Source organism: Microbacterium sp. LMC-P-041 (assembly GCF_030209555.1).
Lineage (GTDB): Bacteria > Actinomycetota > Actinomycetes > Actinomycetales > Microbacteriaceae > Microbacterium.
The window spans coordinates 381,393-395,975 of sequence record NZ_JARVRV010000005.1; the positions used below are offsets into that span (position 1 = coordinate 381,393).

At 68.6% G+C, this 14,583-nt stretch carries 12 protein-coding genes; 11 read left to right on the forward strand and 1 reads right to left on the reverse strand.

Features of this window, described 5'->3' with window-relative positions; all coding sequences use genetic code 11:
- Positions 1-33 precede the first annotated feature (33 nt).
- The 11 genes from rsmI (at position 34) to QRN21_RS12100 (ending at position 13,338) form a co-directional block, all read left to right on the forward strand.
- Positions 34-852, forward strand: a complete 819-nt coding sequence (rsmI, locus tag QRN21_RS12050) for a 16S rRNA (cytidine(1402)-2'-O)-methyltransferase (protein WP_056279993.1) — start codon at positions 34-36, stop codon at positions 850-852.
- A complete protein-coding gene (locus tag QRN21_RS12055) occupies positions 852-1,472 on the forward strand; it encodes a class I SAM-dependent methyltransferase (RefSeq protein WP_285364221.1) in 621 nt (206 codons plus the stop codon). Before rsmI ends, QRN21_RS12055 begins: the two co-directional genes overlap by 1 nt.
- 49 nt (positions 1,473-1,521) lie before the next feature.
- Positions 1,522-2,628, forward strand: coding sequence for a LacI family DNA-binding transcriptional regulator (locus QRN21_RS12060; protein WP_072591560.1), 1,107 nt, complete (start codon positions 1,522-1,524; stop codon positions 2,626-2,628).
- Positions 2,629-2,806: 178 nt separating this feature from the next.
- Positions 2,807-4,471 (forward strand): ABC transporter substrate-binding protein, encoded by a 1,665-nt coding sequence (locus QRN21_RS12065; protein ID WP_232224459.1) that lies wholly within the window; start codon positions 2,807-2,809, stop codon positions 4,469-4,471.
- A complete protein-coding gene (locus QRN21_RS12070; RefSeq protein ID WP_285364224.1) occupies positions 4,468-5,448 on the forward strand; it encodes an ABC transporter permease in 981 nt (326 codons plus the stop codon). The genes QRN21_RS12065 and QRN21_RS12070 overlap by 4 nt, the downstream gene beginning before the upstream one ends.
- A complete protein-coding gene (locus QRN21_RS12075; RefSeq protein ID WP_053097105.1) occupies positions 5,445-6,359 on the forward strand; it encodes an ABC transporter permease in 915 nt (304 codons plus the stop codon). The genes QRN21_RS12070 and QRN21_RS12075 overlap by 4 nt, the downstream gene beginning before the upstream one ends.
- Positions 6,356-8,080, forward strand: a complete 1,725-nt coding sequence (locus QRN21_RS12080; protein ID WP_083569357.1) for an ABC transporter ATP-binding protein — start codon at positions 6,356-6,358, stop codon at positions 8,078-8,080. The genes QRN21_RS12075 and QRN21_RS12080 overlap by 4 nt, the downstream gene beginning before the upstream one ends.
- Positions 8,081-8,092: 12 nt before the next feature.
- Entirely contained in the window at positions 8,093-9,262 is a 1,170-nt protein-coding gene (locus tag QRN21_RS12085; protein ID WP_053097102.1) for a glycoside hydrolase family 1 protein, read from the forward strand.
- Between the two features lie 43 nt (positions 9,263-9,305).
- Positions 9,306-10,847, forward strand: coding sequence for a molybdopterin-dependent oxidoreductase (locus QRN21_RS12090; RefSeq protein WP_285364225.1), 1,542 nt, complete (start codon positions 9,306-9,308; stop codon positions 10,845-10,847).
- Positions 10,848-10,885: 38 nt separating this feature from the next.
- On the forward strand, positions 10,886-12,463 hold the full coding sequence (gene metG, locus QRN21_RS12095; RefSeq protein WP_053097093.1) for a methionine--tRNA ligase: 1,578 nt from the start codon (positions 10,886-10,888) through the stop codon (positions 12,461-12,463).
- A gap of 2 nt (positions 12,464-12,465) precedes the next feature.
- Positions 12,466-13,338, forward strand: coding sequence for a TatD family hydrolase (locus QRN21_RS12100; RefSeq protein WP_285364226.1), 873 nt, complete (start codon positions 12,466-12,468; stop codon positions 13,336-13,338).
- Here the strand turns inward: QRN21_RS12100 and QRN21_RS12105 are convergent.
- Positions 13,317-14,576 (reverse strand): MFS transporter, encoded by a 1,260-nt coding sequence (locus QRN21_RS12105; RefSeq protein WP_072591556.1) that lies wholly within the window; start codon positions 14,574-14,576, stop codon positions 13,317-13,319. The genes QRN21_RS12100 and QRN21_RS12105 overlap by 22 nt on opposite strands.
- Positions 14,577-14,583 lie beyond the last annotated feature (7 nt).

Here is a 14,583-nt window from a genome sequence, read left to right on the forward strand (position 1 = left end):
ACTCCGCCGATGGGCGCCGCCTAAGCTGGGCGGGTGATCATCCTCGCCGCAACACCGATCGGAAACCTCGGGGATGTCTCGCGTCGCCTCGTCGAGGTGCTGGAGAACGCCGAGGTGGTCGTCGCGGAGGACACGCGCACCACGCAGCGGCTCATGCAGGCTCTGCAGATCTCGAACCGCCCCCGGCTGATCGCACTGCACGATCACAACGAGAAGCAGAGAGCGGCGGAGCTCGCCGCACTCGCGGTCGAGACGGATGTCGTCGTCGTGAGCGACGCGGGGATGCCGGCCATCAGCGACCCCGGGTACGGGCTCGTCGCCGAGGCCGTCGCTCAGGGAGTGACGGTGACGGCGATCCCCGGGCCGAGCGCCGTGCTGATGGCGCTCTCCATCTCGGGACTGCCGACCGACCGCTTCACGTTCGAGGGGTTCCTGCCGCGCAAGCCCGGGGATCGGCGCTCGACGCTGCGGGCGCTCGCCGCAGAGCCACGCACCATGGTCTTCTTCGAATCTCCCGCCCGCCTGGCGTCGTCGCTCGCCGACATGGGCGCAGCCTTCGGCGACGACCGCCGCATCGCCGTCTGCCGCGAGCTGACCAAGTTCTACGAAGAGGTGCGCCGCGGCACCTCCGCCGAGCTCGTCGAGTGGGCGACGGCGGGCGTCAAGGGTGAGATCGTCGTGGTGGTCGAGGGTGCAGCGCCTCGTGAGGCGTCGGCGGAAGACGCTCTCGCGCAGGTGCAGCGACTCGTGGCATCCGGCGTGCGTCTCAAGGAGGCCTGCGCCGAGGTCGCCGCGGCGACGGGCCTGTCGTCGCGCGACCTGTATCAGGCAGCCCTCGCCGCGCGCAGCTGATGGAAGGCACCTTGGACGCGGGCGTCGCCGCTGCCTACGACGAGCGGGCCGCGGAGTACGTGGAGCTCGCCGGTGCGATCGAGCAGATGGATGCCCGGGATGCTGCGGTCATCGAGGCCTGGCGTGACACGGCCTCCGGCCTGCTGCTGGATGCCGGCTGCGGGCCCGGGCACTGGACCCAGCTCCTGAGTCTCGGCGAACGCGTGGCGCAGGGGATCGACCTGTCGGAGGAGTTCATCGCGACGGCGAGGAAACGGCATCCGGGCATCTCCTTCGACGTCGGCTCGTTCCGCGACCTGCCGTTCGCGGCGGGGTCGGTCGGAGGCATCCTCGCCTGGTACTCACTGATCCACACCTCGCCGGCTGACATCCCCGGGATCCTCGAAGAGTTCGCCCGCGTGCTGGCTCCCGGAGGCAGCATCCTGATCGGCTTCTTCGACGGCGAGCCGCGCGAGCCGTTCGCGCATGCCGTCGCTCCGGCGTACTTCTGGTCTGCCGACGCGCTCGCCGGGCTTCTCGCCGACGCGGGCTTCGAGGTCGTGTCGAGTGACACCCGGGGCCGCGAACCCGGCGAGATCAGCGCCCGCCCTCACGGCTCACTCGAAGCACGCAGGCGGTGACTCGCTCGCCGGGTAGCCTGGTGCACACGCAAGCGGAGGAGGACCGAGCGTGAGCAAGAGGGCGACCGTCTACGACGTCGCAGACCGCGCCGGAGTGTCGATCGCGACGGTCTCCCGCGTGCTGCGGCAGCCGGATGCCGTGCGCCCCGCCACGCGCGAGCGCGTGCTCGACTCCGTCTCGGCGCTCGGCTACGTGCCCAGCGGCAGCGCGCGCGGTCTGGCCGAGCGCCGCACCGGCGTGCTCGGGCTGTACTTCCCCGGTTTCGATGCCTCGGAGGACGCGCCCGTCCTCGACGTGCTGGCCGATGACCAGGGCGAGGCCCCGCCGTTCACGGTCGAGCAGGCGTCCGCCGACGCGGGCGCACCGCATCCGACCATGCTGTTCCTCGACGAGGTGCTGCGCGGAGCGGAGCTCGAAGCCTGGAAGCAGGGTTTCGTGCTCATGATCGGCGTCGGCCGTGACGATCCGACGCGCGAGACCGTGCGGGACATCGCCGGACGCGTCGACGGGCTGATGGTGCTGGCGCAGAGCGTGCCCGACGACGTGCTCGCCCGGCTCGCTCAGCGGATCCCCGTGGTGGTGCTCTCGGGGCCGGCGCGCGGCGACAGCTACGACCACGTGACCGTCAGCAACGCCGAGGCGATGTCGGAGCTGACCAGACTGGTGCTCGCCCAAGCCGATCAGGGGACGCTCGCTTTTCTCGCCGGCCCCGAGGACTCGCCCGACGGCGCCCAGCGCTGGGAGGGTTTCGCCGCGGCGGTCGCCGAGGCGGGCATCGCGACGGATGCCGTGACGGTGCTGCGCGGCGACTTCACCCGCGCATCCGGGCGGCGGGCGGCCGAACAGCTGATCGCCGACGGCGTCCCCGCCGCACTCATCGCCGCGAACGACCAGATGGCCCTCGGGGCGATCGACGCGTTCCGATCGGCCGGCATCCGCGTGCCCCACGATGTCCGGGTCACGGGCTTCGACGGCATCGAGGCGGCGGCGCTGTCGCGTCCCGCCCTCACCACCGTCCGCCAGCCGATGATCGATCTCGGGCGGGCCGCCGTGCAGCTGCTCTCGCGACGTCTCGAGAACCCGGACGGCGAGCCGATGACGGTGCGCCTGCCCGTGCAGATCCTCGTCCGCGAGAGCTCCCAGCGCCCCGACTGAGACGGGATTTGATACCGCTCCCACGCCGGTCGTCGCAGGGGAGTGGGGGCTCTCGGAGTCATGCGAGGGGGTTGCAGCGGTCAAATGTATGCGCTTACAATTGCTGATGCGGCTTCGGCCGCGGGGTGCCCCGACCCGTGGGACCCCCTTCATGACACAGACGACATGAGGTGGCAGTGTGGCGAAGACGCACATGCTCCGGCGCTGGCGGAGAGCCGCGATCGTGGGACTGGCGGCAGCGGCCGTCGTGCTCAGCGGTTGCAGCATCCAGATCAGTTCGCAGCCCGATCCATCGATCGGCGACGACACGATGCTCATCAACGCGGACAAGGGGAACCCGTTCTTCACGCGGAACTTCAACCCGTATCTCACCAACACGCGCACCGCGTCGCGGTGGATCTATGAGCCCCTGATCCTGGTGAACCCGCTCGACGGAACCGAGAACCCGTGGCTCGCGAGCGAATGGTCGCAGCCCGATGCCCGGACGGTCGTGATGACGATCCGCGATGACGTCGAGTGGAGCGACGGCGAGAAGCTGACACCCGACGACGTGGCGTTCACGTTCCAGCTGCTGAAGGACAACCCCTCCCTCGACATCAAGGGCGCCTGGCAGCACCTCGAGACCGTCGAGGTCGACGGCGACGACGTCATCATGCACCTGCAGACCGATGACGCGCCCTCGCTGCCGATCCTCGGCCAGACCATGATCGTGCCGGAGCACCTCTGGTCGGACGTGAAGGACCCGGGCACGTACCGCAATGAGAACCCGGTCGGCACCGGCCCGTTCGTGCTGGGCAACTACAACGACCAGCAGTACTCGATGGACAAGAACCCCGACTACTGGCAGGCCGACAAGATCGAGATCGAGCACATCATCCTGCCGTCGACGAACTCGCAGCTCGACACCGTGACCCGCGGCTACGACTGGGCGTACTCGTTCATCTCCGACGTCGAGGGCACGTGGGGTGCGGCCAGTGAGAACAACGACTGGTGGTTCCCGCCGGGAGGCGTGATCGCGCTGATGCCCAACCTCGAGGTCGCGCCGTTCGACGACGTGAACGTGCGCCGCGGCATCGCCCTCTCGCTCGACCGCGAGGAGATCGCCGAGACCGCCTCCGAGGGCTACATGGAGCCCGCAGGGCAGACCGGCCTCGTGCTCCCGAACCAGGAGGAGTTCCTCGACCCCGGCATCCCCGATCAGGGCATGATCACGCAGGACAGGGATGCCGCACTCGCGGCCTTCGCCGAGGCGGGGTACACCCTCGACGGCGACCGGCTGGTGAGTGCAGACGGCGAGCAGCTCGAGTTCGCGCTCACGACGGCCAACGGATTCTCCGACTGGACCCGCGCGGCGCAGACCGTGCAGAGCCAACTCGCCGACGTCGGCGTCAAGGTGACGCTCAAGCTCCCGCAGCCGGCCGGATACCAGAGCGCCATCAGCAACGGCGACTTCGAGATGGCCATCGGCGGCATGGGCAACGGCGACGTCTACCAGGCATACAACAACCTGCTCTCGAGCGAGTTCTACGTGCCGTCCGGCGAGACGACCGCGAACAACTTCGAGCGGTATCGGTCGGATGAGGCCGACGCGCTGCTCGCCGAGTATCGCGAGACGGTCGACCCCGCCCGCCAGACCGAGATCGTGCAGGAGCTGCAGGCCATCGTCTACGAGGAGATGCCGGTCATCGGCCTCTACTACGGCGGCATCTGGGGCCTGTTCAACGACTCCAAGTTCACCGGCTGGCCCTCAGAGGATGACCCGTACATGATCCCGCAGAACTACGACTCGGCACCGCTGGGCATCTTCACCCGGCTCGAGCGCGTGAAGGAGGACGACCGATGAAGTACGTCTTCCAGAAGATCGGGCTGTTCGTCCTCACGCTGTGGGCGGCCATCACCCTGAACTTCTTCCTTCCGCGGCTGATGCCCGGCTCGCCTGCCGACGCCGCCATCGCCAAGCTCTCGCAGAACGGCCCGGTGTCCGATGCGACGCGCGCCGCGATCGAGGCGCAGCTCGGTGTGCCGACCGGCTCGATCTGGGATCAGTACGTCGCCTACCTCGGTCAGGTCGCACGACTCGACTTCGGTGTCTCGTACACGTTCTACCCTCAGACCGTGTCGAGCATGGTCTCGACCGCGCTGCCGTACACGATCGGCCTCGTCGGCATCGTCACGATCCTCGCGTTCGTGATCGGCACCCTGATCGGCACCGCCGCCGCCTGGCGCCGCGGCACGTGGCTGGACTCGCTGCCGACGCTGACCGGCTCCTTCCTCAGCACCTTCCCCTACTTCTGGACAGCGCTGCTGCTGCTGTTCTTCTTCGGGTACGTGCTGCACTGGTTCCCGACCACCGGCGCGTATTCGGCGACGACCACGCCGGGCTTCACCTGGGACTTCTTCATCGATCTCGTGCAGCATGCGGTCCTCCCGGCGGTCACGATCCTGTTGACCTCTCTCGGCGGATGGATCATCGGCATGCGCAACGCGATGATCAACACGCTGGGTGACGACTACGTGACGTTCGCCGAGGCGAACGGCCTGCACGGTCGCACCATCGCCCTCCGCTATGCCGCACGAAACGCGATCCTGCCGAACCTCACCGGCTTCGGGCTCACGCTCGGCGGCGTGGTCGGCGGATCGATCCTCGTGGAGCAGGTGTTCGGCTATCCCGGCATCGGATACCTGCTCTTCAACGCCGTGATCGGGCAGGACTACCCGCTCATGCAGGCGCTCTTCCTGATGATCACCGTCAGCGTGCTCGTCGCCAACTTCCTCGTCGACATCCTGTACGGCGTGCTGGATCCAAGGACCCGCCGATGACCTCCACCATGAATGTCAAGGTTCCCTCCGACCGGATCGCGGCTCCCAGCCCGTGGCGCTCGTTCGCCCGGATGGTGGGCACCCTCTGGTCCAACGGCAAGGCACGTCTGGGCCTCATCATCCTCGGTCTGTTCGTGCTGGTGGCGGTGTTCGCTCCGCTGCTCGCCCCGTACGGACCGAAGGAGAACACCTTCGAGCGCAACGCCGACGCGTCGGCCGCGCACTGGCTCGGCACCACCGCCGCCGGCGAAGACGTCCTGAGTCAGCTGATCTACGGCTCGCAGATCAGCCTCCTGGTCGGCATGGCCGCCGGCATCCTCTCGACGATCGTCGCCGTGCTGATCGGGCTCAGCTGGGGCTACATGCGCGGATTCCTGGGCGAGGTGGTCGGCTTCATCGTCAACCTCTTCCTGGTGATCCCCGGTCTGCCGCTGATGATCGTGATCGCCGCGTACCTGCAGAACGGCGGCATCCTGATGATCATCGCGGTGATCGTCGTCACCGGCTGGGCCTGGGGTGCGCGCGTGCTGCGCAGCCAGACGCAGTCGCTGCGAGGCAACGACTTCGTCACCTCGGCGCAGTTCTCGGGTGACAGCAGGGCGCGCATCGTGTTCCGCGAGATCCTGCCGAACATGACCTCGATCATCGCGGGCACGCTCTTCGGAGCGGCGACCGCGGCGATCCTCGCAGAGGCGGGCCTCGAGTTCCTCGGGCTCGGCGACTCGAGCATCGTCAGCTGGGGCACCATGCTCTACTGGGCGCAGAACTCCAACTCGCTGCTCACCGGGCAGTGGCTGCTGCTGTTCGCCCCTGGTCTCTGCATCGCCCTGCTCGCCCTGAGCCTGACACTGATCAACTTCGGCGTGGACGGGATCTCCAATCCGCGCCTGCGAGAGGGGAAGGGCCGATGAGCGCCATGGAAGCGAACATCCCCACGGATGACGTGCTGCTCGATGTCCAGGGCCTGTCGGTCGAGTACGCCTCGCCCGGCACCACGCCGGTCACCGCCGTCGAGGACGTCTCGTTCACGCTGCGTCGCGGCGAGTTCGTCGGTCTCGTCGGCGAGTCCGGCTCGGGCAAGTCGACGCTCGGCTTCGCGCTGACACGGCTCCAGAAGCCGCCGGCTCGCATCAGCGGCGGGCGCATCCTGTTCGACGGGCGCGACATCCGCGAGCTCGACGCCGAGGAGCTGCGCCGTCAGCGCCAGGGCGGGTTCGCGATGGTGCTGCAGTCGGGCATGAACGCGCTGAACCCGGTGCGCACGATCGGCAACCACTTCCGCGACATCTTCGCCGCGCACGGACACGTGGCCCGCGACGATCGGGATGCGAGGGCGCGCGAGCTGATCGGCAAGGTCGGTCTCGACCCCGCAGTGCTGGCCAGATACCCGAGCGAGCTCTCGGGCGGCATGCGGCAGCGCACCTCGATCGCGCTGGCACTGTCGCTCGAGCCGCAGCTGATGGTGTTCGATGAGCCGACCACGGCGCTCGACGTGCTCGTGCAGCACGCCGTCATGGACACCATCAAGGATCTCCAGCGCACCGAGCACTTCACCGCGATCCTCATCAGCCACGACCTGGGCATCGTGCTCGAGGCGACCGATCGGGTGATGGTCATGCATGAGGGTCGGATCGTCGAAGACGCGCCGAGCCTCGACATCCTGCAGCGTCCTCAGGACGAGTACACGCGGATGCTGCTGAGCCACTACGCCGATCCTCGGGCCGAGTCGATCTCGATCCCCGGGTTCGTCGACCTCGGCACGCGCCGTCGCGAGGGGCGCTCACGCACCGACCTGACCGAGACCCTGCCCACCGTGTCGCAGCGCGACACGCGCCGGGCGGACGCCGCGATCGTGGTCGAGGGCGTGTCGAAGCGGTATCCGGCTCCGCGTCGGGGCGAGCAGCCCGTCACCGCGGTCGACGATGTGTCGTTCCGACTCGAACCCGGCGAGGCCCTGGCACTCGTCGGCGCCTCCGGTTCGGGCAAGTCGACGATCGCGAAGCTGATCACCGGTGTCGAGAAGCCGACCGAGGGCACGGTGCGCTTCGGCGATGTCGACGTCGCGGCCCTGCGCCGTGCGGGCCTGCGCGACCTGCGCAAGGACGTGCAGATGGTGTTCCAGGATCCGTATGCCGCGCTCAACCCGCTGCACACGGTGGAGTACGCGCTGAGCCGACCGATCCGCAACTACACGCCGTTGCGCGGTGATGAGGCGAGAGCCCGCGTGCTCGAGCTCCTCGAGACCGTGGGCCTGACACCTGTCGAGCAGTTCGCGGCCAAGCTGCCGCATCAGCTCTCAGGCGGTCAGCGTCAGCGCGTGGTCATCGCCCGGGCGCTCGCGAGCGATCCGCAGGTGCTGATCGCCGACGAGCCGGTGTCGATGCTCGACGTGTCGCTGCGTGCCGGAGTGCTCGCGCTGCTCGAAGACCTGCGCGAGAGGTGGGGCATCAGCATGCTCTACATCACGCACGACCTGCTCAGCGCGCGGCTCGTCACCGAGAACATCCTCGTGCTCAACGGCGGTCGCGTCGTCGAGCGCGGTGAGACCTCTCAGGTCCTCCAGCATCCGGAGGACCCGTACACGGTGCAGCTGCTCGACGCCGTGCCCAACCCATCCCGAATCTCGAAATAGAGAGGAGCACTCGTGCTCACATTCCCTGACGGCTTTCTCTGGGGCGCTGCGACCGCAGCCCATCAGGTGGAGGGGAACAACACGACCAGCAACTGGTGGGCCATGGAGCATGCTCCGGGCTCGACGATGGTGGAGCCCTCGGGCGATGCCGCCGACCACTTCCACCGGTACCCGGAGGACATGCGGCTGCTGGCGGATGCCGGTCTGAACTCGTACCGCTTCTCGATGGAGTGGGCGCGCATCGAGCCCGAGCGCGGCTTCGTGTCGCGGGCGATGCTGGATCACTACCGCCGCATGATCGACACGGCCCGGGAGAACGGTCTGGACCCGACGGTGACGCTGATGCACTTCACGGTGCCGCAGTGGTTCCAGAAGGACGGCTTCTGGCGTGCGGACGACGCGGTCGACCTGTTCTCCCGCTACGTCGAGACCGTGCTGCCGATCCTCGAGGGCGTGACCTACGTCTGCACGATCAACGAGCCGAACATCGCGGCGATGCTCGCCGGGGGAGAGGATGCCTCGAACCTCGTCGCCTTCGGACTGCCGAACCCCGACCTCGCCGTCGCGGACACGCTGCTCGACGCGCACCACCGGGCCTCCGAGATCCTGCATTCCGTCTCGGGCGTGCAGGCCGGATGGACGATCGCGACGCAGGCCTTCCACTCCACCGGTGAGCCGGGGGCGGACGAGATGCTGGCCGAGTACGGCGACCCCCGCGACCACTGGTACCTCGATCAGTCGGCCGGTGACGACTTCGTCGGCGTGCAGGCCTACACCCGCACCTTCATCGGCCCCGAGGGCCCGCGTCCGGTCGCCGACGACGTCGAGACCACGCTCACCGGCTGGGAGTTCTTCCCCGAGGCGCTCGAGATGGGCGTGCGCAGCGCGTGGGAGCGCAGCGGCGGCGTGCCGGTGCTCGTCACGGAGAACGGCATCGCGACCGGCGACGACACGCGGCGCATCGCCTATACCCAGGGCGCTCTCGAGGGCCTACACCGTGCCATCTCCGACGGCATCGAGGTCAAGGCCTACCAGCACTGGAGCGCACTCGACAACTACGAGTGGGCGAGCGGATTCCGCCCGACCTTCGGCCTGATCGGCTTCGATCACGAGACGTTCGAGCGTTCGCCGAAGCCCTCGCTCGCCTGGCTGGGAGAGGTCGCACGCCGCAACGGGCTCTGAGCCGCATAACCTCGGGGCCCAGCCCCGGGGTTACGCTCTGATCATGACCCACGCAGTCCGCGCGAAGCGCGGAGACAGGCTTCGATCGGCGGCCGCCGGCTTGAGCGCGGCCGTCGTCGCGGTCGGCCTGGCAGAGCTGGTCGCAGCGATCGTCGAGCCGAGCGCGAGCCCCTTCGCCGTGATCGGCAGCGGTCTCATCGATCTCGCCCCCAGCTGGGCGAAGGATGCGGCGATCGCACTGTTCGGCACCGGCGACAAGGTGGCGCTGATCACCGGGATAGCGGTGGTGCTCGTCGGGGTCGCCGCGCTCGCCGGCATCCTGGAATCCCGCCGCGCGGGCGTGGGATCCGCGATCCTCGCCGCTCTCGGCGTGCTGGCGCTGGTGGCCGCGATGATCCGTCCGGGCGCGGGCCCCTTCGCCTGGCTCCCCGGTCTCGTCGCCGGCGCGACCGCGGTCGTCGCGCTGCGGCTGCTCATGCGCAAGGTGCATCCGATCCCCTATCTCCGCGCCGAGCATGAGGAACGCCGCCAGTTCCTGCTGTGGACCGCCGGCGTCGCCGCGACCGGCGTCGTGGCGCTCGTCATCGGCGGCGCAGCCCGCGGCGCGACGAGGTCGATCGAGGCGATCCGCTCGACGTTGCGGCTGCCGAAGGCTGCCGCCCCCGCGCCGATGGTGCCGGCCGGTGCAGAGCTCGACATCCCCGGCCTGGCTCCTGTCGTGACCCCCAACGCCGACTTCTACCGCATCGACACCGCACTGATCGTGCCGCGCATCGACCCGGCCGACTGGTCGCTGCGCATCCACGGGATGGTCGATCGCGAGATCGTGATCACGTGGGACGAACTGGTCGCGCTGCCGATGCAGGAGTCGCACGTCACCCTCGCCTGCGTGTCGAACCAGGTCGGCGGGGACCTGATCGGCAACGCCCTCTGGCTCGGGCATCCGGTGCGCGATCTGCTCGCGAGAGCGGGAGTCGATCCCGACGCCGACATGGTGCTGTCGACCTCATCCGACGGGTTCACGGCCTCGACGCCGATCGAGGCGCTCACCGACGAGCGCGATGCCCTGCTCGCGGTCGGCATGAACGGCGATGCGCTGCCTCTCGAACACGGCTTCCCGGTGCGCATGGTGGTGCCGGGCCTCTACGGCTATGTGTCGGCGACCAAATGGGTGACGGACCTCGAGGTCACCCGGTTCGACCGCACGACCGCCTACTGGACCGACCGCGGATGGTCGGAGCGCGGACCGGTGAAGCTGCAGTCGCGCATCGACGTGCCCCGGCGGGGGACCAGGATCGAGGCCGGCGACGCCGTCATCGCGGGCATGGCGTGGCAGCAGCACGTGGGCGTCGAGGGTGTGGAGGTGCGGATCGACGACGGTGAGTGGCGTCGCGCCGAGCTCGGCGCCGCGATCTCCGACGACACCTGGGTGCAGTGGCGTCTCGACTGGGCGGCCGAGAGTGGAGCGCACACGATCGAGTGTCGCGCGATCAGCGCCGACGGGGAGACGCAGACCTCGGATCCGGCCGATGTCGTGCCCGACGGCGCCCAGGGGTGGCACCGCATCGAGGTGTCTGTCGCCTGAGCGTAACGACCCCCTGCATCCCACCTAGAATTGTCCCCATGCCCGCAGGCGAATCGTTCTACATCACCACGCCCATCTACTACCCCTCCGATGTGCCCCACATCGGTCATGGGTACACCTCGGTGGCGGTCGACGCGCTCGCGCGCTGGCACCGGCAGGGCGGCGATGACACCTGGATGCTGACGGGCACCGACGAGCACGGCCAGAAGATGCTCCGTGCCGCGGCCGCGAACAACGTCACTCCGCAGGAGTGGGTCGACAAGCTCGTCACCGAGGCGTGGTTCCCCCTGCTCGAGACGCTCGACGTCGCGAACGACGACTTCATCCGCACGACGCAGGAGCGCCACGAGACCAACGTGCAGACGTTCTTCCAGCGTCTCTACGACCGTGGCTACATCTATGCGGGCGAGTACGAGGCGCTGTACTGCGTGGGCTGTGAGGAGTTCAAGCCCGAGTCCGAGATCGTCGACGGCACCGGTCCGTTCGAGGGCCTCAAGGTCTGCGCCATCCACTCGAAGCCGCTCGAGCTGCTGCAGGAGAAGAACTACTTCTTCAAGCTGAGCGAGTTCCAGGACCGTCTGCTCGAGCTCTACAAGACCCAGCCCGACTTCGTGCGCCCCGATTCGGCGCGCAACGAGGTCGTCTCCTTCGTCAGTCAGGGTCTCAAGGACCTCTCGATCTCGCGCTCGACGTTCGACTGGGGCATCCCGCTGCCGTGGGACGAGTCGCACGTCATCTACGTGTGGGTCGATGCGCTGCTCAACTACGCCACCGCCGTCGGCTACGGCTCCGATCAGGAGACCTTCGACCGCCGCTGGCCCGCCTATCACGTGGTCGGAAAAGACATCCTGCGCTTCCACGCGGTGATCTGGCCGGCTCTGCTGATGGCCGCAGGGCTCGATGTGCCCAAGGGCGTGTTCGCGCACGGCTGGCTGCTCGTCGGCGGTGAGAAGATGTCGAAGTCGAAGCTCACCGGCATCGCGCCGACCGAGATCACCGACGTCTTCGGATCCGACGCCTACCGCTACTACTTCCTCTCGGCGATCGCGTTCGGCCAGGACGGCTCGTTCTCGTGGGAGGACCTCTCGGCCCGCTACCAGGCGGAGCTCGCCAACGGCTTCGGCAACCTCGCCTCGCGCACCACGGCGATGATCGAGAAGTACTTCGAGGGCATCGTGCCGCCGCCCGCCGACTACACCGAGAAGGATCTCGAGATCCAGCGGATCGTCGCGGATGCCGCCTCGAACGCGGATGCCGCGATCGAGCAGTTCCGCATCGACGAGGCCATCTCGTCGATCTGGACGATCGTCGACGCTCTCAACGGCTACATCACGGAGAACGAGCCGTGGGCATTAGCACGGGACGAGTCTCAGCGCGGCCGTCTCGGCACCGTTCTCTACACGTGCGCCGAGGGACTTCGCGCGCTCGCCGTGCTGCTCTCGCCCGTGATGCCGCAGTCGACGGAGAAGCTCTGGGTCGCCCTCGGCGCCGCAGAGAGCCTCGGACGTCTGCAGGACCAGCCGATCCGCGAGGCCGGAGCCTGGGGCGTGCTGCGTCCCGGCACCAGCGTCAACGGTCTCACCCCGCTGTTCCCGCGCGTGGAGTCCACCGCCTGAGCATGACGTACGTGCAGCAGCGAGACGGCGGCGGGCGCAAGGATCTCCGGTATCCCGCGGCTCCGGAGCCCCTTGCCGTGCCCGTCTACGACAATCACGCGCATCTCGAGATCCTCGACGGCGATGAGCCGTTGTCGCTGACCGAGCAGCTCGATCGTGCGGCGGCCGTGGGCATCGCCGGGGTGGTGCAAGCATCGGGTGACATCGAGTCGTCCCGGTGGGCGGTCGAGGCCGCCGAGTCGGACTCGCGCGTGCTCGCGGCTGTCGCGATCCACCCGAATGATGCGCCCGCCTACGCCGAGGAGGGTCGTCTCGATGAGGCCATCGCGGTGATCGACGAGCTCGCGGCGCACCCGCGAACGCGGGCGATCGGCGAGACGGGTCTCGACTTCTTCCGCACCGAGCCCGAGCGCCGAGCGCCGCAGTTCGAGTCGTTCGAGGCGCACATCGCGCTGGCGAAGAAGCACGGCATCGCGATGCAGATCCACGACCGTGACGCGCATGACGCGGTGCTCGAGACGCTGAGTCGCGTCGGGGCGCCCGAGCGGACGGTCTTCCACTGCTTCTCCGGCGACGATGCGATGGCGAGGATCTGCGCGGATGCGGGTTACCACCTGTCCTTCGCCGGCAACGTCACGTTCAAGAACGCGCAGAACCTGCGCGACGCGCTGAAGGTGACGCCCCTGGACCGCATCCTCGTCGAGACCGATGCGCCGTTCCTCACCCCGACGCCGCTGCGCGGTCGTCCGAACGCCCCCTATCTCGTGCCGATCACGGTGCGGTTCATGGCGGCGGAGCTCGGCATCGAGGTCGACGAGCTGTCGACCCGACTCGCCGCGAACACCCTGCGGGTCTACGGCTCGTTCACCGACTGATCCGCCGGTGCGGCACTGACGATCTGCGAGATCGGCTTCCAGACCAGGACAAGGGTCAGCGCGGCGCCCACGAAGGCGAACCACCACGGAGCCGTGAGACCCCAGACCTGGGCGATCACCCCGCCGAGGGCCTGGCCGATGACCATTCCGCCGAACACGCCGACCATGTTGACCGAGGCCACGCGGCCCTGCAGCTCGGCGGGGACCAGACGCTGACGGACGGTCGTCGAGATCGTGCCCCACACGAACGCGTAGGCGCCGAACACGAACATGATCACGAGCGCCACCCAGCCCGCGGTGGTGAGTGCGAACGCGAGGTGCATCAGCACCTCGAGCGAGAGGACGACGCGCATCAGCGTCGCGAACGACACGTGGCGTTCGAGCCAGCCGAAGCAGAGGGTGGCGAGGATTCCTCCGGCCGCCGAGGCGGTCGTCAGGGCGCCGTAGCCGACCGCGCCCATGTTCAGATACTCCGTGGCATAGAGCACGAGCACGCCCCACGGGGCCGCCCAGGTGACGTTGAAGACGAGGATGATCAGCACCAGCATCCGCACCGGCGGGTTCTGCCACAGCCAGCGGAGTCCCTCGCCGATGTCGGTGTGCACGTGCGACTTCACGCCGTCTCCCGTTGACCGGGGCGGCACGGGGGTGCGGGCCATGCGCGAGATCAGCACGACCGCGAGGAGGACGCAGAGGATCTCGAGCAGGAACGGCCACGCCGCGCCGGCGGCGAAGAGGAACGCGCCGAGCGGCGGCCCGGCGAACTGGTTCGCGACCAGATACCCGGCCTGCAGCCGCGCGTTGCCGATGCCGAGGTCGGCCGGCTTCACGAGCATCGGCAGCAGCGTGCTGCCGGCGGTGTCGACGAAGACCTCCGCCGTGCCGTAGAGGAAGGCCACGGCGAGCACGATCCAGATGTTCGCGGTGCCGGTGAGCAGGAACGCACAGAGCCCCGCGAGCACCACGGCCCGTGCCGCGTTGGCGAACATCACGAGGCGCCGACGGTCGAACCGGTCGGCGATGGCTCCGGCGTGCAGCCCGAACAGCAGCCACGGGAGGAACTGCAGGATCGCCCCGGACGCGACGAGGATGGGCGACGACGTCATCGACGCGATGAGCAGGGGAGCGGCCGCGAGGGCGACGCCGTCTCCGACGTTGCTCGTCCACGATGATGCGAGCAGCCAGCGGAAATCCCTGCCCATGCGCCGTGGTGCGATCAGTTCACCGAGGGAGGGCATCACAGCA